Origin of the sequence: Halomicronema sp. CCY15110 (assembly GCF_016888165.1) — a bacterium.
GTDB lineage: Bacteria > Cyanobacteriota > Cyanobacteriia > Phormidesmidales > Phormidesmidaceae > Halomicronema.
Map to the genome: position 1 here is coordinate 26,466 of NZ_JACSWC010000433.1, position 22,926 is coordinate 49,391.

Sequence of the window (22,926 nt, forward strand, 5' to 3'; positions counted from 1 at the left end):
CTTATGACCCGTTAGTTTCGCTGTCATAGCATACCGAAAAAGTCGGCGTGTTGTGTGTAGTGGCTCGACCCGCTATCCCTCCGTCCCCTAACCGCCCCCACCCCATCAAAACGATTCGCAGCTGGCCGACCCCGGCCCTTACACAACATACACTCACAGTCTTGCTGGGTGGCTCGACAAAGGGGCCGGGTTGCCGACCAGCACAAAGGCGGCCCAATTGATCGGGTCGGGATATTGGGCGCGGGTCTGCAACATCGCTTGTCGCAAGGCTTGGGCCTTGTTGGCACCTTGCCAGAGCTCAGTGTAAAAGGCTTTCATTAAGTCGGCGGTGGGTTCATCCGGCACTGACCAGAGAGACACCACTGTACTCTGTGCGCCTGCGGACAGCAGCGATCGCGATAATCCCACCACGCCATCACCCGTGACTTCGCCCAAGCCCGTGTCGCAGGCGCTGAGCACGACGAGTTGAGCCGACAGGGACAGGTTAGCGATTTCACGCGCCGTCAATAAGCCATCGTCTTCATCGGAAGGGGCCAGGGCGATCGCGCCCAGAATGGGAATGCGATCGGTGGTATCGACATAATCCAGCAGACCATGGGTGGCGAGGTGCACCACATTGGCTGCGGGCATTGCCGCTGCAACCTGGGATTCTGTTGCGTCGCCCCCGAGAATCGCCTTCGTTTGAAAGAGTTCAGCAATTTCCGTCGCCTCGGCCTCGGCACCGGGCAAGGGTTGCAACTCAGCATCGAAACTGGGCACCGAAGGCATCGTGGGATTGCCCACTACCAAGGGTGCGCCACCCTCCGCTGGCGTAGCCTCTAGGGTCAGCGCTAACAGTTGAATGGCCGGCGTTGTGAGCAACGTGTGCTGGTCGATGAGATAGTTGCCCGCATCATCTTGCAGGGCGGCAAACGGCAGGTAGAACAAGGATTCGTGGGGCACCAACACCACCAGATCATCGGGGTCATCGGGCAGCGCGGCGGCGATCGGCGCGATCAGCCGGTTATACAGATCGTTCAGATCAGTGGCGGGTTCAATACTCTCGTTTTGCACGACCCCAATCCCCCGGGTGCGGCCCAAAGCGCCAATAGCTGAGCGGCTTTGCTGCACCTGCTCATTTAAGCTGAGAGTCACCCCAGCGAGGGAGATTTCGGCAAAGGTGACGGTGCCGTCGGGAGCCACTACCCACACAAAGACGCGCCCCGCTTCGCCCCGCTGGCGGCCCTGTACGGTGAAGTCGTCTTCGGGCACGATCGCATATTCCACCAACGTCGCATCTAGCTGCCGGGCGACCTGGCGTAGTTCGTCAATCGTGGGAGCCGCGAGCTGGGTTGCGTCCGTGGCAAAGGATTCCACAAAGGCCCGCGCCCGCCCCGCTTCCGAAGTTTCCAGGGCGGCGACGTAATCCCCTTGGGCCACCTGCACCTGCATCAGCAGGTTGTAGGTATAGATTTGCGTGTCGAAGACGTTGACTTTATCGGCGTCGGCCAACCCCTGACGCAGCGCTGATAATAGCTGCACCGATTCTTGCAGTGCCATTTCAGCCTGATCGAAGTTGCCGGTGACGAGTTGGGTGTGGGCCAGGTTGTTCAGGGCGTCGGCCAACAAGCGCGGGGTTTCGAGGTCGCGGGCGATCGCCACGCTGGCTTGGTGGCTCCGCAGCGCCCGGTCGAAGTCGTCTGCATCTTCAAACGCCACGCCCAAGTTGGTCAGCACGGTGGCTTGCAACTGGCGATTGCCCGTTTCTACCGCCAGGACGAGGCTGCGCTCAAACTGAGCGATCGCTGCTGCCTGGTCTCCCAGTTTTTGATAAGTGCCGCCCAAATTGTTGAGACCATAGGCCGCTGAGCCGAGGAAGCCGGTTTCCGTCGCCAGGGCAATGCCGCGCTCATACCAGGCGATCGCCCGGTCGTAGTCCGCCTCTAGGCTATACAGACCTCCCAAATTCATTTGCGCGGTGGCTTCCAGGGAAGGGGCGTTGAGGTTAGCCGCCAGGGTCATGCTGGTTGATTGGGCCGCGATCGCCGAATCGTAATCACCCAGGGCTTCGTAGGCGTTGCCCAGTAGGCCGTAGAGTTGGGCGATCGCGGCAGATTCGGGCTGATCTTGCAGACGATTGAGGGCTTGCTCATAGGTTGCCACTGCCTGGGCAAACTGCCCCGAAGCTTGATAGGCAATACCCAAATTGCCCAAAGCTTGGGCCACCAAGTCGGAACGATCCAAGGTTTCGGCGATCGCGGCACTTTCACTGGCGTAGGCGATCGCCTCACCATGGCGACTGAGTGACAGCGTGGCGGCGGCCAACGCATTTAGCGTTAGGGCGACTTGGGTGGAATTGTCCGCTGCTTGAAACCCGGTCAAAGCCGATTCCCAGGCGGCGATCGCCCCTTCGTAATCGTTGGCCTGAAATGCCGTTAAGCCAGCTTGAAAGGCCGCAGTCGGATCGGGTACCAGCTGACTTTGGCTAATCGTGACCGCTGCCGTCGGTAGTAATGCAAGTGGCTGGATGTCAGCGCTCAGCAGCATCGCCGCCCATAGGGTCGATAGCATGAGATTCTCTCCCCTCAGCGCTCAATACGCTCAATAATGCGGTGCCTTACTCTTCACACTCAGCGTCGGGATCTTCATTATCGTCGTTACAAATTTCTAGAATGGGCTCTTCAGTCTCGATTTGCCCGCGCAGGGTGACCTCATTATCATCTTCGTCGGCGAGATCATCCAGCCCGGTAGTATCTGCAACTTCGCTCGTCGGTTCAAATAGCTGACTCTCTAAAAAGGTGACGATGGTGCGATCAGGTTCCGCAAAGAGCAGGCCCGCCAGGGTGCCATTTTCGCCCGGTGGGGGGGCGACGCCGCCATCGCCCGCGATCGCCGGTCCCACAAAAAAGTCGCGTTCTTCAAAACGACGAGTATTCAGCGTGTCAAAAGCGATCTCGATTTCGCCACGGGTGCTGGGGGCAATTTTCACCCCGCGAAAAAAGTATTGCTGGTCGGCAGCCGGGGGAATGGGATTATCCGCCGCATCACGGGGCAGGGGAATCGCCACAAAAATGCTCAGGTCGTAGGTGTCAGAAGCGATCGCGTTGCCATCCGCATCCCGCTGCGACACCGCCTCCACCCGAAAGAAGTCCTCCACCCGGAAAGTATCGGCAGCATTAACCACGAGGCCGCCCGCCCCGGACAAAATGCTATCCACCGTGATGTCGCCCGCCGTCGATTCTAAATACACGCGACTCCCGTTGCCGCCGCCCAGACCCACAGCGCCCGAAATCAGCGGCACCCCATCGGCATCGATAATCTGCCGCTGGAGCGCATTCAAATCCCCTGCTTGAATGGTGGCCCCAATCACGGTCAAGTTGCCGTCCGTTTCTACCGAGGGGGCGATATTAGCGTTATCGTTGCCGTCGCGCCAGGTGCGAATGTCGCCCAGGGTGACCGCGCCGCCCGCTGTGATGAACACATCTCGACCCGGAGCAGAAATCGTATCGCCCTGATTCATGGCGAAGGTACCGCCGGACTCAAACCGAATCGGCGCGGGATCCGGCGGCACCTCGCTAGGGATGAGGGATTCGGTAATCGGCACACCGTTGACCAGGATGGGCGATCGCTCGGCAAAAGTGAGTTCGTTATCGGCCAAATCTTCGATGGTAATGCTGTTGCTCGCTTGCAAGGTAACGGCGGTATCACCGCTCAGCCCTTCCAACTCGGACTCATACAAAATGGTGGGTAAGGCTGCGGTGAAGGGAATGGTGGGCTCGCTCAACAGGGTCGCCAGCAAGTCCGAGTCGTCGCCGTCGGCGGTGCCGTTGCGAATGATGATATCCGTCGGGTCGATGAGCAGTTCACCGTCGGTGCCCAGCGGTGCGGTCGTGTTCACCGTGCCGTCAAAGATCAGCGATCGCGCCCCCGACACTTCCACAAACCCGCCATCGCCGCCCAATGGCCCGCCCTGGGCGGAAATATCCCCCGCAAAGGCGGTCGTGTCGTCAGACCAGAGAATGACGGTGCCGCCATCGCCGTCCACCAGGGCATTGGCCGCGATCGCACTCTCCGCATCCATCGTCGTCAGGCTGGAGCCCGGTAGAGTCAATTGCCCCATGAGGTCGCCACCAATGCGTACCGTCCCGCCCCCTTGATCGCCGGAAGCGTTGACCGTGGCGCTGAGTACGTGAACGCGATCGCCCACCACCGTCACGTCACCGCCCGTCGGGCCAGACGTATCGAGGGTGCCTGATGCGATCGCCATCCCCGTCACATCGGCCACGGCGGTGTTCACCAGGGCGATCGTCCCATCCGGATTCGTCGTAATGCCCGTCGCCGTGGCAATTTCGCTACCTGTCAACAACTCGGGCAAGGCCAACGGCTCGAACAGCAAGGAGGATGGGGTGCCGACGGGCAAGGCTTCGAGTTCCAGGCTCAGGGCCATGTCGGTCTGGCTAATGCGGACGAGATTGCTGTCGGGAATGGCGGCGATCGTGATGTCACCCCCCGGTGCGGTCAGCGTCCCGGTCGAAATCACCTGTCCCCCCACGAGGGTAATGGACTCCCCCGGCAGCACCGCCAAATCAGCCGCATTGACGATCGCCCCCCCCTCGCCTGTGAACGCAAATCCGGTCGGCGCGCCTGTCAACTGGCTGTAGTCGTTGGGACCCAACACGTTGAACAACGCCTCATCAAACAGCACCCCGCTGGCCGTGGTGGCCGCAAACGAGCCCGCTAAGTCGAGTTGCGCATTGGGGCCAAACAAAATCCCGGCGGGATTGACGAGATAGAGATTGGCGGCGCTGCCCGCTACTTGCAAGCGCCCATCAATGTAAGAGGCTTGACCACCCGTAATCGCGCCCAGAATTGATCGCACGTTGGGCTGGGCCAAAAATGCCGCCGTTTGTTGTGCCGTCAGCCCAAACTCGGTAAACGCCTGGAACAGCGTCTGCTGGTCAGCCGACAGATTGCCCCCAGTAATGTTGAAGCGATCCCCCGCCGCCTCGACCTGAGTTGCCCCTGTGGGATCCGGGGTGATCGGTGTGGCGACCCCCGGCAGGGCAGAGCCCAGTAGCGCACTACCAAACACCAAAGCCGTAACTGACGAATTCAGGGCAATATTCATGAACTCAGGGGAATGAGGGATAACAGGTGGCAAGTTGCCAGCTCAGTTGTCGTTGGTGAGCCGACCCGCGATCTCGCTATCCGCGACTGTGGCCGCTCAGTCGCGCCTGCCAGTGGCGAAAAATTGGGAGAGTCCGTAAATCTTCGGAGACTGCACTTAGCTTACTGGATAAAGGTGGCGAGCTAATGGCCACGGCAGCCGCCAGAGCGTCTGGTTTGTAATGGTTTTCGGCAATTTGCCCAGGATGATATCAATGACAAAAATTGATGTTTTCAATAAGTCGGCGGGGCGCAATGGTCGGGAGAGCGGCGATCCATCGATCCCACCGCGTCATGCCCGGATAGCCCCCCGACAGCCACCATGCAGCAGCAGACCAAGGAGTAAAACGTTACAGTATGTAACGATGAATGGTGATCCGGGATGCCAGAGGGGCCAGAGATTCGGAAAGCGGCGGACAAGTTGGAGAAGGCGATCGCCCACCAACCCACCGCTGAAGTCTTCTTTGCCTTTAAGCATTTGCAGCCCTACGCAGCAAAGTTGACCGGGCGCACCGTCACCCACCTCGCCACCTACGGCAAAGCCCTCGTCACCCATTTTGATAATGATTTCTGCGTTTACAGCCACAACCAGCTCTACGGCAAATGGATGGTGCGCCAGGCTTACAACTTTCCTAACACGAATCGGCAACTGCGGTTTGCCATCCACACCGATCGCAAATCCGCCCTCCTTTACAGCGCTTCCGACATTGAAGTCCTGACCGCCGACGCGGTCCCCCACCATCCCTTCATCCAAAAGCTCGGGCCAGATATTTTAGACCCGCAAGTGACCCGCGAGCAGATCTTTGAGTGGGTACAGGAAAAGGCGTTTTATCGGCGGCGATTCACCACGCTGCTGCTCGATCAAGGCTTTCTCTGCGGGGTGGGCAACTATCTGCGCAGTGAGATTTTGTTCGTCAGCGGCATTCACCCCACCCGACGACCGACGGACTGCGATCGCGAGCGACTCGCCCGCTTCGCCGATGCGGCCCTGGCGATTCCCCAGCAGTCCTATCACCACAACGGCATTACCAACGACCTCGACATCGCCCAAGATCTGAAACAGCGGGGCTGGCCCCGACGGCAATATCGCCATTGGGTGTTTGGCCGCGATGGTCAAGGCTGCTATGCCTGCGGCACCCCCATTGTGAAGGAGCGATCGGGCGGGCGACGCTACTACTATTGCCCCACCTGTCAGCCTGCTGACTAAACCGTCTGCCGAGACAGACCCAGGTACAGACTCAGGTTTGGCCCTCTGATCTGAGGGATTGGCGGGAAAATAACATTCCGGTGAGGGGAGTGCTAGGGTAGCTGGGTAGCTGGGGCAGTGCCGTGTCCAGGGTCGGTACTTTAATGGCCCGCGCATCCCTAACCTCACCGCTGGGGATCGCTAGGAATTCAATGTTTTTGAATTTTGCTGGACATGATTTGATCGCCGGTGCCTGAGGGCGATCGCCATGAATCGCTATTCGCCGGATGCCCCCACAGCTTCTGCCGCCGCTGCCCCGCCCATCTGGGGATAGGGCACATGGTGCCGCGCACAGGCTTGTTTCACCCGCAGCACCAAATCAGTCTGGTACAAAAACTCATCCCGGGCATCCATTGGGTAAGCCTTGAGCTTCAGCTGAGTCGCCCAAGCTTTTTCTTGAATGACGACAACCACAGGGAGTTTGAGCTGGGTGTAACGGCTGCTGTAGGCCGCTTGATACAACAGCTCTGACACCAGCTCCAGGTCGGCCTCGTGGGCCACGTAAAAATCGGTGACCACCTGGGCTTCCAGTTGCCCGCTGTTGGCATTGGCGATGGGTTCGTTCCACAGCGTGTTATGGGGAATCGTAACGGTGTCATCGTTGGGGGTGCGTAGTCGCACTTCTCGCAGTCCGTAGTTCACGACTTCGCCGTAATGGTCGCCAATGCGCACCCGATCGCCCATGCGGAAGGAGCCCTCAAACAAGGTGACAATGCCCGCAATGATCGAGCTGATGTAGTCCTTAAAGGCAAAGCCGAGGGCGACGGCAATGGTGCCCGTGAGGGCCAACAGATTAGACCCCGTGGGATTGACAAACAGGTGCAGTAAGCGGACGATCGCCACCAGTAGCACCAGCGCTTTGAGAAACGGTACAGACTGTTTGATGATTAGGCGAAACCGGCGGGGCACTTTTTCGGAAATGGCGGTGGTGAAACTTTGAATCGCCGTCAGGAGTCCGTAAGCGATCGCCACCGTCAGCCCCGCATGGGCCAGCGATCGCCACGTCAATTCCTTAAACAGCGCATCCAGATTTTCCGCCGTGGGGACGGTATCTTGCGCCAGCAGCCAAAGGTGTGGGAAAACGGTCATCACGGTTATGCCTGCCCGATCAGAAAGTTGTTGTTGCCCAACTCGGTGTAGAGCTTGGGATAGTGGGCTGGATGCACGGTCAGCCACCGTCCCGTCTGGCGAATCAGCCCTTCGCGTCGCAATACCTGCACCCGCGAGCGAATCATCCGCTCGTCTTCGCCCATGCTTAGGGCCAGGTGCGATCGCGTGATCTCGCCATGCAAGAGCAGCGCATGCAGCAAATAGCGATCCAGCGCTTCGAGACTCATCAGGCTCGGCAACTTCGGTTTGCGAGGCGTGATTTCGAGGCAGCTGATATCCGGCGGCAAGGTGCCATCGGGTGCCAGCTGTGCCGCCTCAATTCGCAAAGTTTGCAACCAGAGGTAGGCCGCCGTGGTCGCGTTGCCTGCCGATACACTCGCCAACGCCTCCCAATAGGTGGCGTCATCCTGCGCAATTTTCAGCGTGAGCGCCGCGTCAGACTCGCGGGGCAACACCACCTCCGCCATGGGGCGGAGCCAGTCCGCCAGGTCATCCCCCGATAACTGCGGCAAGGCCAAGGTCCGTTCTAAGTAGGCTCCGACTTGACACACCTTGTCCAAAAACGTCCACGCCCAGTGGTTGCAACCCACGACCCAAAAGCACGAGTCATCCTGAGTGACGAAATTTTGCAAATACTCAATGCCCTGCCAGCCCTGAATGCAGCGCAAAAAACAGGGCTCTAGGCTCGGAATGATGTTGACCTGGGGCCGCGAGTCATGGAGGTCGGTTTGGGTCACGGGCATCGCGGGTTTCGTGCCCTCACTGGGCTGCTCCGGGGCGAGCTCGCGCTGCAAATGTCCGGTGACGGCCAGCGCATTGGGGGGACGATGGTAGCCGCCGAAAAAGAAGCGCACCTCATAATCGAGTAAGTAGTCTTGCAACCCCGCTTTAAGGACGAGGTCGATCGCGTCCACCGGACTGGCTAATACCACTAAACAATTGCTCACCGTTTCTGGGTTGGCCTGCCACGCCTGCAGCGCCTCTCGCGTCGCCACCTGAATCGCCGTCGTGTGGGGCACGGGCGGGGGCAATGCCTGGAGCTGTTGGGTCAGCGCTTGGGTGATGCCTGCGGGCAAGGCCGCCCACTGCTCTTCACTTTCCGTGACTGTCGGGGCCACCGCCCACTGCTGGGTCAGCCACTGGGACAGCGATCGCCATAAGCCGGACAGCTGTTTTGTCACCCCATCACCTCAAGCCTGCTGGTTTCCATCCTATGATTCTGAATCAACGCCGCCAGCGGCCCCGTCACAATCTTTGCAAATTTGCCCCAGCGCCCCCATCTCTACAGCCGTGCTCATGTTGAAAAACGGGCCGTTTGCCCTGCGCTCGTTCAAGGGTGAATAGGCTTTCTGCCGGTGGGAGACGCGGCGCGAACGACAGACCCAATGCGGGATGCCTGAGGTGACGAAGCCATCCTGAGAATTGCGACGGCTCCAGACAAGAGCCAATTGAGATTTGTCCCCTGCGAGAGTATATTAAGAAATACAAAGGCACTTCTCCGCAGCCGCTGGAGAAGGTTCCTCATAGTGATGATTGCCAGGATACGTCTTTCGAGAATTCGTTGACATGTCCTGGCTTTTTTGTCGTCAATCCCATTTACCGAGAGTCCCCATGGCTAGTAAAGAACAAATTAAAAAGCACTTGTCCCTCAGCGCCAACATTAAGCTCGGCCCCACCGTGCCGGACGAGCGGGCTGAACAAGCTCGCAAGATCCGCATTATGGAGCACATCAACCGCAGCAAGGGCTAAAGGTACGCCATCGGATTGATCGGCGCACCGTTTTGCCGCACCTCGAAATGTAGGTGCGGGCCGGTCGATAGGCCTGTAGACCCCACTGCCGCGATCGCTTGCCCCTGGGTTACCGCTTGCCCCACGCTGACAAACAACCGACTGCTGTGGGCATACAGCGTGGTAATGCCGCCGCCGTGATCAACGATGACGGTGTTGCCATAGCCGCCATACCAACCCGAAAAAATCACTCGTCCGGAGTCCGCCGCATAGATCGTTGTGCCCGTCGGAGCGCCAAAATCGACTCCGGCATGCAAGCGCGAAGACCCCAGAATGGGGTGACGGCGATAGCCAAAGCCACTGGTGATCCGGCCATTCACCGGAAACACAAACACCCCAGTGCCGCGAATTACCCCAGTTGACGCCGCGACCTTTTGGCGGATGAGGGCGGCAATTTCTTCCGAATCTCGGGCCAATTGTGCCTGGGCCGCTTCTAAGGCGGCTCGATCCGTTTGCAAACGGCCAATCAGCAGTTCTTGCTGTGAGGCTTCCGCTTCATACCGCTGCTGTTTCGCCAGCAGTTCTTGTCGCAGCAAAAAGACGCGGGTCTTTTGCGACTCGACCACCGCCCGTTGCTGCTTGATTGCATCCGCTTTGGCCTTCAAGTCCACCAGCACGTTGCGATCGGCGGCATACACTCGTCTCAACTGGTAGCGGCGATCCAGAAATTCATTGAAATTCTCGCTTTGGAGCAGGACAGCCCAGCCTTCGCCCCCCCGCTGCCGCTGCAAAAACTGCAAGCGCCCCACCGCCGCTCGCCGCACGTCTTCATAGGCGGTTTCGGCGACTTGTAAGTCTTGTTCTAACGCCTGTAGTTCCGCTTCGGCCTTGGCTAGACGAAATTCGGTGTCGGCAATTTGCTCGGCGGTGGCGGCGATGGTGTTTTGTAGTAAATCTAAGTTTTGCTCAGCTTGGTTGGTTTGTCGCTCTAGCTGCTGGGTCTGCTGTTCCAGGTTTTCGCGCTTTTGGTCAATGGTCTCTTTTTGCTCCCGCAGGTTTTCGATGGACTGGCTAGTCAGGAAGGAACGCTCCATGGCCTGTACGGGCGTATGCAAAATCAAGCTGTGGCACAGGGCGATCGCGATCGCCAACACCACTGTGCTCACCCACCAACGCCGCCGTCGGATTGTGGCCGTTTGTCGCATGCCATTTGCGGTCATCTTCTCACCACCTGCTGTCAACGCCTGCGGACTCGTGTCATGGCCATCCATCACCCTGAGCGCTCCCAAGAATCACCGCATTTTAGCGGCAAAGTAGCCTGAACACACCCGACACTCGCAAAAATCGCCGATTTTTTGTCGCCTTAGCGCTGCGGTTGAAAGTTGTCCGGCGCTCAACGCTAGATGCAGCGTATTGCCCATCAAATTTACCCCAGATAGAGTAGCTTGCCCACCATTGATACATAACTGCATGGCAATGAGGATCGCGGCGACAGGCTTGCCCATGCCACAGTCCCCAGGGCTGCAAGATATAATTTATTGGTTGAATAATTAAATAGTAAATATCGGTGGTGGGTGCATCGGGATTGAGACTGATGCCGCCGAGCACTCGTGCCGCTGGTCACAGCGTCAGGTCGTCGCGGAAAGTTGTGCTCTGATCGATATTCGGCGTGAGCATCTGCTGACATCGTCGGGGCGGAATTGCTCTCACTCGCCAACGCCCCTGGCAACAACTTTTACAATGGATAGAGAAAACTATCGCGACTCAACATCTGGCATCGTGCGATCCCGGGTGAAAGTCACCGCTATGGGAATCAAGGAGGTAAATGAATGAGCTACGATTTCGACTTATTTGTAATTGGTGGGGGGTCTGGGGGCATTTCTTCGGCCCGCAGAGCCGCTCAGTACGGCGCAAAAGTTGGCGTTGCAGAATCTTGGACCATTGGCGGCACCTGCGTCAATCGCGGCTGCGTCCCCAAAAAGTTGATGATGTATGCGTCCCGGTTTCCCGAGCAATTTCAGGCGGCAACCGGGTACGGCTGGAGTCAGAGTGACAGCAAATTTGACTGGCCGACCCTGATTAACGCGGTGGAAAACGAGCTCAAACGGCTGAACGGCATCTATGACGGCATGTTGGAACGCTCTAATGTCCAGGTGTTGCCGCATTATGCCCGCTTCATTGATGCCCATACCTTAGACGTGGGTGGCGAAAAAGTGACCGCTGAGAAGATTTTGATCGCGGTGGGCGGCAAGCCCGTGCTGCCTCCCATTCCCGGGATTGAACACGCCATCACCTCGGACGATATTTTCCATTTGCCGACCCAACCGCATAAGGCCGTCATTTTGGGTGGTGGCTACATCGGCTGTGAATTTGCCTGCATTTTGAACGGGTTGGGCACTGAAGTTACCCAGGTCATTCGGGGCGATAAGATTTTGCGGGGCTTTGATGAAGATATCCGCGATGAAATTCAAGCCAAGATGATCGCCGACGGCATCCACATCATGACGCAAACGGACATCAAGCACGTGGCAAAAACGGATGCGGGCGTGGATGTCTGTGTGTTGCTTAACGGTCACGAGGAGCACATTTTGGCGGATGTGGTGAGCTTGGCTGCCTTGGGCCGAAAGCCGAACATCGAGAAGTTGGGGTTGGAAAATACCCAGGTGGAACTGGCTGCTGGAGCGATCGCGGTGGACAAATACAGCACCACCGCAGAACCCCACATTTTCGCCGTGGGGGACGTGACGGATAAGGTCAACCTGACTCCGGTCGCCATTTCGGAAGGACGCGCCTTTGCCGATACGCAGTTTGGCGGCCAGTCGCGCACCATGAGCTACGACAACATTCCCACTGCGGTCTTCACTTCGCCGGAGGCGGCGACGGTGGGGCTGACGGAAGCGGAAGCGATCGCCCAATATGGCGCAGACAACATCAAGGTCTATCGCTCAAAGTTCCGGCCCATGTTCTACACCATGCCGGACATTCAAACCAAGACCCTGATGAAAATGATCGTCCACGCGGAGAGCGATCTCGTCATCGGCGCTCACATGGTCGGTGACGATGCGGCGGAGATTATTCAAGGAGTCGCGATCGCCCTCAAATCCGGCGCAACCAAAGCCAACTTTGACGCGACGGTGGGCATTCACCCCAGTGCGGCTGAAGAGTTCGTCACCATGCGTTAGCGTCGCCGCAAGCTAACGGCAACCGATAAAAAGCCCCCCGAAGATAATCGGGGGGCTTTTTGCTGTGAAGACTGACATCACCCCAACCTGTGAGCAAAAACACATATTCCGTCCGGGAGCGACGTCAGATGGGGCTGTTTTCATAGACAACCCAACGTAAGGAGCGTGCCCCCCATGACCCTCGAACAAATACAAGGTCTGTGGATTTGCCTGATGATCAGCCTTTCCACGGTGATTATTTGCCCCGCCGTTTTATGGGTTTTGCCCGATCGTTCTGCTGCTTAGAAATCGAGATTTAATGAAGTTGGCACCGCCGTCTCGGCTGTTCCCTGCTAGGTTCTAGGCGGATTTCGTCAGCATGAGATTTGAGATCATCCTCAGCGCTGAGAGATTGTCCGCCATTACCTGGCTTTGGTCGCTCTAGGCATCCGTTTGTTGTGCGAGCCAGGTCAACGCTTCTGCCGAAGTCGTGATGTGGCCCTCGGCATGGGCAATTTCGGCAGCAGCCAGCAGTCGACCAATGTGCGGCCCCGGACGCAGCCCCAATTGCTGAATCAAATCGCGCCCCGTCACCAAAGCATGGGGATGGGCCACCGGATCTGCCGGATTCATAAAGCGATTGATGAGTCCGGTCAGGACAGTCAACGGTACCCCTTCGGCCAAGCCCACTAAGACTAAAGCGATAAAGCTGTTCCCCGCCGTTTTGAATAGCTGATATTGCTGCCGAGCTGAATCATCGCCCTGAGCGATCGCCTGCAAGACGGGCCAACTGCGCAAAATTGCCAGCACGGCTTGTTGCTCGGCGCGACTGTATTTGAAATGGGTCAGTTCCGTTTCGGCAATGGCGACATCGGGCGACAAGATGCGACTCAGCTTCGCCGCCTTAAACCAGCTCCGGTGAAAGCCGGGGGGCGTTTGTTCTTTGATCCACCCGTTGAGCAACTTGGCAAATCCTGGACAATGTTCTCGCAACTGCACTGCCGCCGCGTCCACCGCCGCCAACTGCCGAATCTGCACCGCCGACAGGTTGGGCAGCCAGGTACAGAGCACGTCATCGTCCCAGGCCAGCTTCATCAGCGGCGTGCCCTCCGGCTTGCTCAGCAGGCTATCCAGCTCGCCGCGCACCCGCTCCGCTGCCACTTTGCCCAGCAGGGGAGCCAGTTCGTGAATGGTGGAGCGGGTCGGTTCATCCAGGGTGAAATCGAGTTGGGCCGCCTGACGATAGGCCCGCAGCAGTCGTAGGGGATCATCCGCTAGGTTATCCGCTGCGATCATCCGCAGCACCCGCCGCTCTAAATCAGCGCAGCCCCCCAGCGGGTCAAAGACCTGTTCGGTATGGGGATGGTAAGCGATCGCATTCACCGTAAAATCGCGGCGATGCAAATCGGATTCCAGGCTATCGCCGACCTGCTGGGCAAAGTCTACGGTGGCTTGGGCAAATACCACCCGCGCAATCTGATTCTGTGGATCGAGCACCACAAACCCGGCGTCATAGTGACGGGCGATCGCTCGGGCCGTTTCCACCGCCGCACCGGGCACCACAAAATCCAAATCGAGATAGTCGGCCTTGCGGCCCAGCAGGGCATCGCGCACACTGCCCCCCACCAAGTGCGCCGATTCCGGCAGGAGGGACAGCTCAAAGGGCCAAGTCTGAGGCGATAATACAGAGCTCACGGACAGCGCGGCGGCAGCGAAGGGGGATTGTTCGAGGGAAACAGCTTGCAATGCAGGACGACGGGTAGACAACAAAACCTTCGGGTACGAGAGGGTACCCACCAACGAAGGCACAGCTTTTCATTTTGCAACATTGCTCCCCACTCTGAAAGCAGCTCAACCGCAAGTTGCGCTAGATTAGCAAAAACTTAGCACTCTCTTGTTCCACAGTAGGCCGTTTCTTCGGAAAAGATCCAATGTGCATTTGTGTGAATTGCCACTACGTCGATCGCTGCACCACTTACAACGCGGTCGAAACCCAACACCAGCAACCCCATCTGACGGAATCGCCGACCTTTGAGGCGACCAACCCCACCATCAATGTCAATATTCGCCAAGACGGCGAAATTATCGAGATGGAGTGGGATGTCGTCGGCTGCGACAGCTTTGCTGAAGAAATGGGCAAGTGGTCGAAGCTGCGCCCCGGCGAACTGGTGCCCACGTAGCGATCTCGATCAGGGGACGCTCCCTTTCAAAGGGAGCGTCCCCTGGGCAGTTGTCTGATTTCGCTGGGGGGAGGGCGTCGGCCATTGTCTCAGTCGGCCATTTTCTCAATAGTTTCATTGCTGATCTCATAACGGCCCTCAATTCCCTCCAGGCCCAATAATTCGGCAGCGGCGACTTCGGCTACCGTTCCCGCGATCGCCATCTGGATGGCGGTCATAACATTACTCCTACCGGTTCACCAGTCGGTGAGTTGGGCCTCGACCTACTGGCGAAACTGCCTGGACGCATTTCGTTGCTCCACGCAAAGAAATAGGCCGTTCCTTACCAAAGAAACGGCCCTATTGATGTAAACCACGATGCTAGTAGCCTTGGGCTACTAGCCCGCCACACTGGCGACTATTAGCCGCAGCGTCGTGAAGAACAGCGGCCATTCGGTGTAATCAGGCAGCATCGCCACCAAGCGATCGGCCAAAGCGGGCAGGCTGTAGCTGCCGCCAGTCACTAAACCACCTAGCACAATGGTGAAGATACTGAGTTGATCGATAGGTAAATTAAATTGACCTATCAGCCGATTTTCGGCCTTTGATGTGCGATTTGAGTATTGAGAGTCAATCGAATCGCGATCGCTAGGCGAGAAAATATTGAATTGAAAAGGCCTTGCCGAGAGAGGTCGAAGGAAACGGACACTAGAGGAAACGCTAAGAGTATTCAATTTAGTTGAGAGGAGGATTTTTCAGTTGTATTATTAGTATATTTTATAACTCAGGGCAATGTCACCCCCTTTCGAGGGATTTTTTCGGTAAAAATGCACTTCTGAGGTATAAAATCTTCTCGGTTTTTCGGTGAGTCGAATCGGCACTGAGCGCATTCACGAATAAACTCAGTGCCGATTCGACAATTGGGTGCTGCCCGCTAACTCGGGTTCGCCAGGTCGGGGTGTGGCGGGCAAGGGGCGGACTCCACCGAGTCAGTGGTTAAGCTTTGGCGAAAGCGACAGTGCCCCATCGAGAGATCAAACATGTGGAAGCCATATTCCTGCGACAGGGCTTCAAACACCTTGAGACCGCGCACGCTGTTGCCATGTTCGTCCAACGGTGGTGAGAACACGGCAATACCGGCTTGATTGGGCACCACGGCAATCAGGCCGCCAGAAACGCCACTCTTGGCCGGAATGCCCACCCGAAAGGCCCATTCCCCCGCGAAGTTATACATGCCGCAGGTGTACATGACGCTGAGCAAATCGCGCACGTACTCAGGCTGTAAGACTCGCTTTCCCGTGATGGGATGTTGCCCCTGGTTTGCCAGCGCCGCCGCCATGGTGGCCAAGTCTTGGCAGGTCACGAGCAAGGCGCATTGCTGAAAGTACAGATCGAGGGCTTCTTCGATGTCACCGTGCAACATGCCGAAATTGAGCATGAGGTGGGCCATGGCGCGGTTGCGGTGCCCCGTGGCCCGCTCGGATAGGAAGGTGGAAATATCGACGTAGACATCTCTGCCGACGTAACGCTCAAACATGGCCAACAGGCGATTGAGCCGCTCAGTAGGGGTGTCGCCTTTGATCAAACTGGTGGTGGCGATCGCCCCGGCATTGATCATGGGATTGTCCGGTCGATGGGAGGTTTCGTCCAGGCGGATGTGGGAGTTGAAGGGATCGCCGGTGGGTTCCACTCCGACTTTTTCTAGCAGGCGATCGCGACCCCAATCTTCCATGGCCATGCCGTAAACGAACACTTTGGAAATGGATTGAATCGTGAACTCTTGCTGAAAGTCGCCCACTTGAAACATGCGACCATCCAGCGTGACTACACTGATGGCAAATTTGTTGGCATCCGCTTTAGCTAGTTCGGGAATGTAGCTCGCCACCTGGCCATCGTTGAGATCCCGATATTCTTGGTACAGCGTTTCCAAAAAAGACTGAATGGGGGGCACCACGTGATTTTCACCTTTGCGCAATGAAGTTGCCTGCAAAATCTTTCACTGCTGTCACCATATCAGGCTGATTTGCTAGCGACGAGCCAGATTGATCAGCTATGCAGACCATCCCCTCAGTCAACAAATTACGGTGACCCGCTCGATCTAAAAATGACTCTTCACGGTCGCGCGCGGTGCGCTGCAACCAGATATAAACTCTACTAGGCTGAGAAACGCTATGAAGCAATAAAAAAGGGCAAGCTAACCAGCTTACCCTCAGAACCTCTGACTGGGAGGCAATGCCTCCTAGTGATTTAGAGTCAAAACTTTACCAAGACCAAAAAGCTCAGACTCCAGAGAAAATTGTAAAAACTACATCAGACCCAGCTGAGACAGAATGCCTTGGCCAGTGATTACTTCAGTGGCAATGCCAATTACGAATCCGAGCATTGCCAAACGGCCATTCCAGTTTTCTGCAAACTCGGTGAAACCAAACTTACCTTGCTCTTCAGCCATGTTACAAACCTCTGTTGCTTCAAGGAGACGGGAGACTTGAATCATCTCTTGTTTACAAATGTAACTATTCTCTGGAGAATTTGCAACATTTCTTCAATATTTATCTCGATGGGTCTAAGAAGCCTGTTAAGGCAGGGCTAGGGCGCTGCCACCGCCCCGGCGGACGGGTTCGGCCACGGCGATCGCAATCCCGTCTGGCTTGACAAAGATTCCGGTGGCGGCCCCAATTTCGTCGGTGGGCGTCAATTGATGACCTTGGGCTAATAGAGCCTGGCCAACCGCTGTGCGCTCCAACCCCTGATCAACGAGGGTGACGCCGCTGTTGCGTTGCGACAACCGGGGGGCCGCGATCGCCTCCTCCAGAATCAAACCAAAGTCCATCACATTCACTGCGATATTCAAGACGGTGGTGATGATCGTGGAGCCGCCTGGCGACCCAAAGGCCAATAGCCCCCCATCTGGGGTCAGCGCGATCGTCGGGGCCATGCTGCTGCGGGGTCGCTTACCGGGTTCGGGCACGTTGGGGTGTGGGGCCTCGGGGTCAAAGTCGGTCAATTCGTTATTCAAAATAAAGCCGTAACCGGGCACCACCATGCCAGAGCCGCCCGTCGATTCCAAAGTGAGCGTGTAGGAAACGGCCATGCCGTTGCGGTCAACCACGGTGAGATGGGTGGTCGAGAGTCCCTCATTAGCCTGGGTAAGAGAGACGGGGGGCTGGGTGGTAAGACTTGGGCTTGGATCACGCTGGTAGGGCAAAGGGTTGCCTGCGATCGCCCGATAGTTGGCTTCATCAGCGGGTGCGGTTGAAGGCAGTTCGCCCCGGCGCTGCGCGAGATAGGCGTCGTCGAGCAGTCCCGCCAGGGGCACATCGACATATTCTGGATCGCCCAGGTAGGCATTGCGATCGCTAAAGGCAAGGCGCTCCGCTTCGATGAGCCAGTGCAGCGCCTCGGCTTGTTCCATTGCCCCTAAGTCAAAGCCTTCCAGTAGTTTTAGGGTTTGGGCGACGGTGATGCCGCCGCTGCTGGGTAAGCCCATGCCATAGAGCCGATAGCCGCGATAGGTGCTGGTCACTGGGGGGCGCACCCGGACTTCGTAACGATCCAGGTCGGCCTCGGTTAAGGTGCCCGGCCAAACTTTAAACGGAGGATTGTCGGTCACGGGAGGCGCTTGTACGGTGTGGGCGATCGCCTGGGCAAGGTCGCCTCGGTAAAAATCGTTAACGCCTTCAGTTGCCAGGCGGCGATAAGTGGCCGCCAGATCCGGGTTGCGAAAGCGGCTGCCGATGGCGGGCAGTTCATCCCCTGGCAAGTACAAGTCGCGGGTGCTGGTGAAAGCGGCGAAGCGATCGCGGTTCCGTTCGACCTGTTCGGCAAAGGTCGCATCGACGGTAAAGCCTGACTCAGCCAGGGCGATCGCCGGTTGCAGACTTGCTGCCAGCGATCGCGTGCCGTATCGTGCCAATGCGGTGGCCCAATTCAGCGGTGTGCCCGGTACGCCAACGGCGAGACCACTGGAAATGCGGTTGGGAAAAAACGGCAAATTTTCGCCGGTTGCGCTGTCGGGGTCGCGAAACAACTCGGGGGTGACGGCGGCGGGGGCCGCTTCGCGACCATCGAGGGTGATCACGGTGTCGCGATCGGGCTGGTAAATCAACATAAAGCCCCCGCCGCCAATGCCCGCCGAAAAGGGCTCGGTGACGCCCAAAGCCGCTGCTGTCGTCACTGCGGCATCCACGGCATTGCCGCCCGACCTCAAGACTTCCAGACCAATTTGGGTGGCGCGCTGATCAACACTCGCCACCGCGCCCCCAGTGCCGATCGCGACATGAGCAGAGGGCTGCGATCGCCCGGCGCTGGGCCACCACAGCCCGATCACCAGAACACTGAGCAACCCCACCGCCACCGTCCAACAGCGCTGCCAACTTTGTCTCGCCACTTCCTCACCTCACCATGCCGTCTGTCCAAACGGTACAGCACGGCATGGCTTCAGTCAGCGATCGGGGTTCTCGAAGCCGCTATCGGGCTACCGCACGGCCTCAATGAGCCGAGAAAAGTAAAACTGAGTCTTGTTCATGGCTTTGCGCTCAATCTTCCACCCTAGAGACTCCAGCACCTGAACGACATCTTTTTCGGCATGGAGATAGGCGCGGGTGGTTTTGCTCGGGCCGGGAAAAAAGCTGCCCACCTTTTTCAAAGCAGTGTAAAAAGCGGTTTTGGGCGCAAAGCTGAGAATGACCCGCGACTCGGCCAGGGAGCTCAAATGTTCAATCATGGCCGCCGCTTTGTCTTGGGGATAGTGAATCAGCACATCCAGACAGATGACGGTGTGATACTTACCCGTGAGGGATTCTAAATCGGACGCTTGAAACGACGGCACCGGCCCCGCTAGCAGGGTAGCGATCGCCCGTTCATGGGCCTCGCCCACCATTTTTTGAGAAATATCACTGGCCGTCACGACGGCACCCGCCTGCGCCAGGGGAATGCTCAAACTCCCAACCCCGCACCCCGCATCACAAATTGATAATCCCTTTAAATTGCCGTCGGCTTCTAACCAAGCCATCACCGTGTCGATCGTTTGCTGGTGGCCTTTACGAATGTCGCGCTGGACTTTATTGACTTTCCCATCGCCATAGATGCGCCGCCACCGATCAAAACCAGTGGCGTTGAAATATTCACGAACGACGGATTTATCGTCTACAGCATTGGTCATGATCGTTAAAAGCAGTTTCTAATTCTTGTAGGGCGTTACGGAGGATTCCTGACATCCATATTACGTCCAAAAAGGAAAAGGCTAGAAGCTGATTTCATGGGGCCATGACCCCTCTTTTCCAACGAGCCCAGGCTTACTTTCCTAGCCTGACTAACGATCCGATACATGGCACAGGGGTATATACGCATCGACTAGCATGGACGATCCCGCTGCATAACATCAGCCACACCCATGCAGCGACCGGGGGCTCCGATGGGGGTCGCGCGATCGCCCCGATCCCTCGCCCAATGATGAGACCTGGCGCTAATCGTCATCTGGCATGTCGTCAAGATTTTCCTTGGTGGCAGCTTCCGCAAACTCGCCAATCTCTAGTGTTTGCTTCACCTTGTTTTCGATTTCTAGCGCGAGTTCAGGCTGTTCTTTCAAGAGTTTGATGGCATTGTCACGGCCCTGGCTAATGTTCTCGCCTTTGTAGCTATACCAAGCGCCTTTGCGGACGATAATGTCGTGCTTCTCGGCCAGGTCGACGATGCAGCCGAGACTCGAAATCCCTTCCCCAAAAATGACGTCGAACTCGGCGATGCGGAACGGCGGCGCTACCTTATTTTTGGCGACTTTTACCTTGGCGCGGATGCCGTACTCCTCTGTACCTTTTTTGAGGGTTTGAATACGACGAATATCGAGCCGAACCGAGGCATAGAACTTCAGAGCATTACCGCCCGTCGTGGTTTCCGGGTTGCCGTAGACGACGCCGATTTTGAGCCGGAGCTGGTTGAGAAAGACGACTGTACAGCCAGATTTGCCAATGTTACCGGTGATTTTTCGCAGGGCTTGGCTCATCAAGCGCGCCTGCAAACCGACGTGGGCATCGCCCATTTCCCCTTCGATTTCTGCCCGAGGCACCAAGGCCGCGACGGAGTCTATCACCACAATATCGATCGCCGACGATCGCACCAGTTGATCCACAATTTCGAGGGCGGCCTCTCCGGTGTCCGGCTGCGAGACCAGCAGCTCGTCAATATCGACCCCCAGAGCGCGGGCATAAACCGGATCAAGGGCATGTTCGGCGTCGACAAAAGCGGCAGTGCCCCCTTGTTTTTGCACCTCGGCGAGCGCGTGCAGCGCCAGGGTTGTTTTACCGGAACTTTCCGGGCCATAAATTTCGACTACGCGCCCCTTGGGCAGACCGCCCCCCAGCGCCATATCTAGCGTCAACGCACCGGTGGGCACCGTCGCCACTCGCATCCGGCTAGCGTCGCCCAGCTTCATGATGGAGCCTTTACCAAAATTGCGCTCAATCTGGTTGAGCACCATACTTAGGGCTTTATCTTTCTCGGAATTGCCAGTGGTAGTCTTAGCCATACAGTCCCTTAGGTCGCAGAGTGCTGAGCAAAGTTAACGCTAGTCTAGCGACAAACCTGAATTTTTTATCCTTCCTATCATACATACGCATGTACTAAGATGCTAGCGTTATGCTGATTGCCTGATCCTGCCGACTACCCGCGCCGACCCTTTTGCGAAATGTCACGAATTCCTGTTGCTGTTCCTGATACTGCCCTCAGCGTGGCGGGCGTTACCGACTACATTCAAGCGCTGCTGGAGCAAGACCCTCAACTCAGCCGCGTTTGGGTCATGGGTGAGGTGTCGAGCGCGAGCGATCGCGGGGGGCACATCTTTTTTACCCTGCAAGATCCTGAGGCGACTGCTGCGATCCAAGCGGTGGTGTGGCGATCGCAACGCCAAAAACTGACAACCCTGCCCGCCGCCGGCGAACAGGTAATATTGCTGGGCCAAATTCGCGTTTATCCGGCTCGCGGTCAGTATCAGCTCAGTACGCTGCAACTGTTGCCTGCGGGGGCTGGCTTGCAAGCGCTGAAACGCCGCCAGCTCTATGAGCGACTCGCCGCCGAAGGGGTATTTGATGAAGCGCTGAAACGGCCCTTGCCGACTTATCCCCAGCGCCTTGCCGTTGTGACTTCGGCCCAAGCCGCCGCCTGGGGCGATATTCAGCGCACCTTGCAGCAGCGGCAACCGGGGCTGTCGGTGGTGTTGTCGCCTGCGATTGTGCAGGGGGTTCAAGCGCCCCGGTCGATTGCGCAAGCCATCGAACGAGTGTGCCAAGCGACCCAGGCGGAGCTGCTGATTGTGGCGCGGGGCGGGGGCGCGCGGGAAGATTTGGATGCCTTTGATGATGAACAGGTGGTGCGGGCGATCGCTACCTGTCCCCTGCCGGTCGTGACGGGCATCGGCCATGAGCGCGACGAAACCCTGGCGGATCTGGCCGCCGATGTGTGTGCCCATACCCCAACCGCCGCCGCCGAATGTGCCGTACCGCACATCACGAGCCTGTGGGCCGACCACGCAGCGCGACGACAAGCCGTGAGCAGTGCTCTGCAATCAGCGGTGCAAATGCATTATGAAGACGTTGCCGACTGGCGGCGGCGGTTAGAGCAGCTCCACCTTGATCGGCAATTGGCCCAGGAACGTCAACGCCTGACCTGGCAAAAGCAGCAGCTCCGGCAACTGATTCAGCATCGGCTGCAAGCGGCCCAGCAACATTGCCAATATTTGGCGCAGACGGTGCAAACCCTTGATCCCGACTCGGTACTCAAGCGGGGGTATGCTGTCGTCCGGGCAGAGGGCGATCGCGTGATCGGCCAGGCCGATCAAGTCACGGTGGGTCAGCAATTACAGGTGCAATTGGGCCAGGGTTCACTCACCGTCGAAGTCAAACAGCGATCGCCCTAGGGGCCAGTCATTTGAATGATCATCTGGTGGGACTGAGGCGGCACCGTTGCGGTTCAACTGCCTCGCCCTGGCCCGCCCATCCACATCACCCTGCAATGCCATCAACACCATGACAAAATCCGTCAAATTGCCCAAAAACTGGTCTTATGAAGAGACCGTCGCCAAAATTGAAGCCACTGTGACCCGTCTCGAACAAGGCGAATTGCCCCTGGCCGCGGTCTTCGAAGAATTTGAGCTGGCCGTGCAGCAGCTGCACCAGTGCGAAAACTTTTTGCAGGCCAAACAAGAACAAGTTGATCTCCTGATTGAAACCCTGGATGAAGGCGTCTGAGGGTGAGGGGTGGGGGAGGTTAGCCAGGTAGAAATCTGGCCCTGCGCCCCGGCGAAATTCCTGAGGGAGCATTCTGCGAGTCCCTGGCAAACATCCTCTATGCTGGTAAAGGTTTATTTGAAACGTTAGTGCGATCG

At 57.5% G+C, this 22,926-nt stretch carries 20 protein-coding genes; 6 read left to right on the top strand and 14 right to left on the bottom strand.

The window, feature by feature from the left end; all coding sequences use genetic code 11:
- Positions 1-153: 153 nt before the first annotated feature.
- The gene (locus JUK32_RS24940; RefSeq protein ID WP_204141588.1) at positions 154-2,550 is read right to left on the bottom strand and encodes a CHAT domain-containing tetratricopeptide repeat protein; all 2,397 of its coding nucleotides are present in this window, start codon (positions 2,548-2,550) and stop codon (positions 154-156) included.
- Between the two features lie 46 nt (positions 2,551-2,596).
- A complete protein-coding gene (locus JUK32_RS24945; RefSeq protein ID WP_204141589.1) occupies positions 2,597-5,107 on the bottom strand; it encodes a filamentous hemagglutinin N-terminal domain-containing protein in 2,511 nt (836 codons plus the stop codon).
- A gap of 420 nt (positions 5,108-5,527) precedes the next feature.
- On the opposite strand from JUK32_RS24945, the gene nei reads away from it, so the two are divergent.
- On the top strand, positions 5,528-6,352 hold the full coding sequence (gene nei / locus JUK32_RS24950) for an endonuclease VIII (RefSeq protein ID WP_204141590.1): 825 nt from the start codon (positions 5,528-5,530) through the stop codon (positions 6,350-6,352).
- A 255-nt stretch (positions 6,353-6,607) separates the two neighbouring features.
- Here the strand turns inward: nei and JUK32_RS24955 are convergent, their stop codons facing one another.
- Both JUK32_RS24955 and JUK32_RS24960 read right to left on the bottom strand, forming a co-directional pair.
- Positions 6,608-7,480, bottom strand: coding sequence for a mechanosensitive ion channel family protein (locus JUK32_RS24955; protein ID WP_204141591.1), 873 nt, complete (start codon positions 7,478-7,480; stop codon positions 6,608-6,610).
- A 5-nt stretch (positions 7,481-7,485) separates the two neighbouring features.
- Positions 7,486-8,682 carry a hypothetical protein gene (locus JUK32_RS24960; protein WP_204141592.1) on the bottom strand — a complete coding sequence of 399 codons (1,197 nt, stop codon included), beginning with the start codon at positions 8,680-8,682 and terminating at the stop codon, positions 7,486-7,488.
- A 430-nt stretch (positions 8,683-9,112) separates the two neighbouring features.
- Here JUK32_RS24960 and JUK32_RS24965 point away from each other — a divergent pair, with 430 nt between their 5' ends.
- Positions 9,113-9,250: a hypothetical protein gene (locus tag JUK32_RS24965; protein ID WP_204141593.1), complete on the top strand. Its 138-nt coding sequence runs from the start codon at positions 9,113-9,115 to the stop codon at positions 9,248-9,250.
- Here the strand turns inward: JUK32_RS24965 and JUK32_RS24970 are convergent.
- On the bottom strand, positions 9,247-10,449 hold the full coding sequence (locus JUK32_RS24970) for a murein hydrolase activator EnvC (RefSeq protein WP_239113057.1): 1,203 nt from the start codon (positions 10,447-10,449) through the stop codon (positions 9,247-9,249). The two genes, JUK32_RS24965 and JUK32_RS24970, sit on opposite strands and share 4 nt — an antisense overlap.
- 72 nt (positions 10,450-10,521) lie before the next feature.
- Positions 10,522-10,734 carry a hypothetical protein gene (locus JUK32_RS24975; protein WP_204141594.1) on the bottom strand — a complete coding sequence of 71 codons (213 nt, stop codon included), beginning with the start codon at positions 10,732-10,734 and terminating at the stop codon, positions 10,522-10,524.
- A 324-nt stretch (positions 10,735-11,058) separates the two neighbouring features.
- Between JUK32_RS24975 and gorA the strand changes: the two genes are divergently transcribed.
- Positions 11,059-12,411 (top strand): glutathione-disulfide reductase, encoded by a 1,353-nt coding sequence (gene gorA, locus JUK32_RS24980; protein ID WP_204141595.1) that lies wholly within the window; start codon positions 11,059-11,061, stop codon positions 12,409-12,411.
- 420 nt (positions 12,412-12,831) lie between these two features.
- On the opposite strand, the gene JUK32_RS24985 is transcribed toward gorA, so the two are convergent.
- Complete coding sequence (locus tag JUK32_RS24985; RefSeq protein ID WP_309224634.1) at positions 12,832-14,199, bottom strand: CCA tRNA nucleotidyltransferase; 1,368 nt, start codon at positions 14,197-14,199, stop codon at positions 12,832-12,834.
- Between the two features lie 122 nt (positions 14,200-14,321).
- Here JUK32_RS24985 and JUK32_RS24990 point away from each other — a divergent pair, with 122 nt between their 5' ends.
- Positions 14,322-14,570 carry a Ycf34 family protein gene (locus tag JUK32_RS24990; protein WP_204141596.1) on the top strand — a complete coding sequence of 83 codons (249 nt, stop codon included), beginning with the start codon at positions 14,322-14,324 and terminating at the stop codon, positions 14,568-14,570.
- 89 nt (positions 14,571-14,659) lie between these two features.
- Here JUK32_RS24990 and JUK32_RS28160 read toward each other — a convergent pair whose 3' ends face one another.
- From JUK32_RS28160 to recA, 7 genes are all read right to left on the bottom strand, one after another.
- Positions 14,660-14,788 (bottom strand): hypothetical protein, encoded by a 129-nt coding sequence (locus JUK32_RS28160; RefSeq protein ID WP_255538380.1) that lies wholly within the window; start codon positions 14,786-14,788, stop codon positions 14,660-14,662.
- Between the two features lie 159 nt (positions 14,789-14,947).
- Positions 14,948-15,088, bottom strand: coding sequence for a hypothetical protein (locus tag JUK32_RS24995; RefSeq protein WP_204141597.1), 141 nt, complete (start codon positions 15,086-15,088; stop codon positions 14,948-14,950).
- Positions 15,089-15,483: 395 nt separating this feature from the next.
- Positions 15,484-16,539: a glutaminase A gene (gene glsA / locus JUK32_RS25000; protein ID WP_239113059.1), complete on the bottom strand. Its 1,056-nt coding sequence runs from the start codon at positions 16,537-16,539 to the stop codon at positions 15,484-15,486.
- A gap of 315 nt (positions 16,540-16,854) precedes the next feature.
- On the bottom strand, positions 16,855-16,998 hold the full coding sequence (locus JUK32_RS25005) for a high light inducible protein (RefSeq protein WP_204141598.1): 144 nt from the start codon (positions 16,996-16,998) through the stop codon (positions 16,855-16,857).
- Positions 16,999-17,124: 126 nt separating this feature from the next.
- On the bottom strand, positions 17,125-18,936 hold the full coding sequence (ggt, locus tag JUK32_RS25010) for a gamma-glutamyltransferase (RefSeq protein ID WP_309224635.1): 1,812 nt from the start codon (positions 18,934-18,936) through the stop codon (positions 17,125-17,127).
- 87 nt (positions 18,937-19,023) lie between these two features.
- Positions 19,024-19,710, bottom strand: coding sequence for a magnesium protoporphyrin IX methyltransferase (bchM, locus tag JUK32_RS25015; protein ID WP_204141599.1), 687 nt, complete (start codon positions 19,708-19,710; stop codon positions 19,024-19,026).
- A gap of 303 nt (positions 19,711-20,013) precedes the next feature.
- Entirely contained in the window at positions 20,014-21,072 is a 1,059-nt protein-coding gene (gene recA, locus JUK32_RS25020) for a recombinase RecA (protein ID WP_204141600.1), read from the bottom strand.
- A 159-nt stretch (positions 21,073-21,231) separates the two neighbouring features.
- On the opposite strand from recA, the gene xseA reads away from it, so the two are divergent.
- Both xseA and xseB read left to right on the top strand, forming a co-directional pair.
- A complete protein-coding gene (xseA, locus tag JUK32_RS25025; protein WP_204141601.1) occupies positions 21,232-22,458 on the top strand; it encodes an exodeoxyribonuclease VII large subunit in 1,227 nt (408 codons plus the stop codon).
- A gap of 109 nt (positions 22,459-22,567) precedes the next feature.
- The gene (gene xseB / locus JUK32_RS25030; RefSeq protein WP_204141602.1) at positions 22,568-22,789 is read left to right on the top strand and encodes an exodeoxyribonuclease VII small subunit; all 222 of its coding nucleotides are present in this window, start codon (positions 22,568-22,570) and stop codon (positions 22,787-22,789) included.
- Positions 22,790-22,926 lie beyond the last annotated feature (137 nt).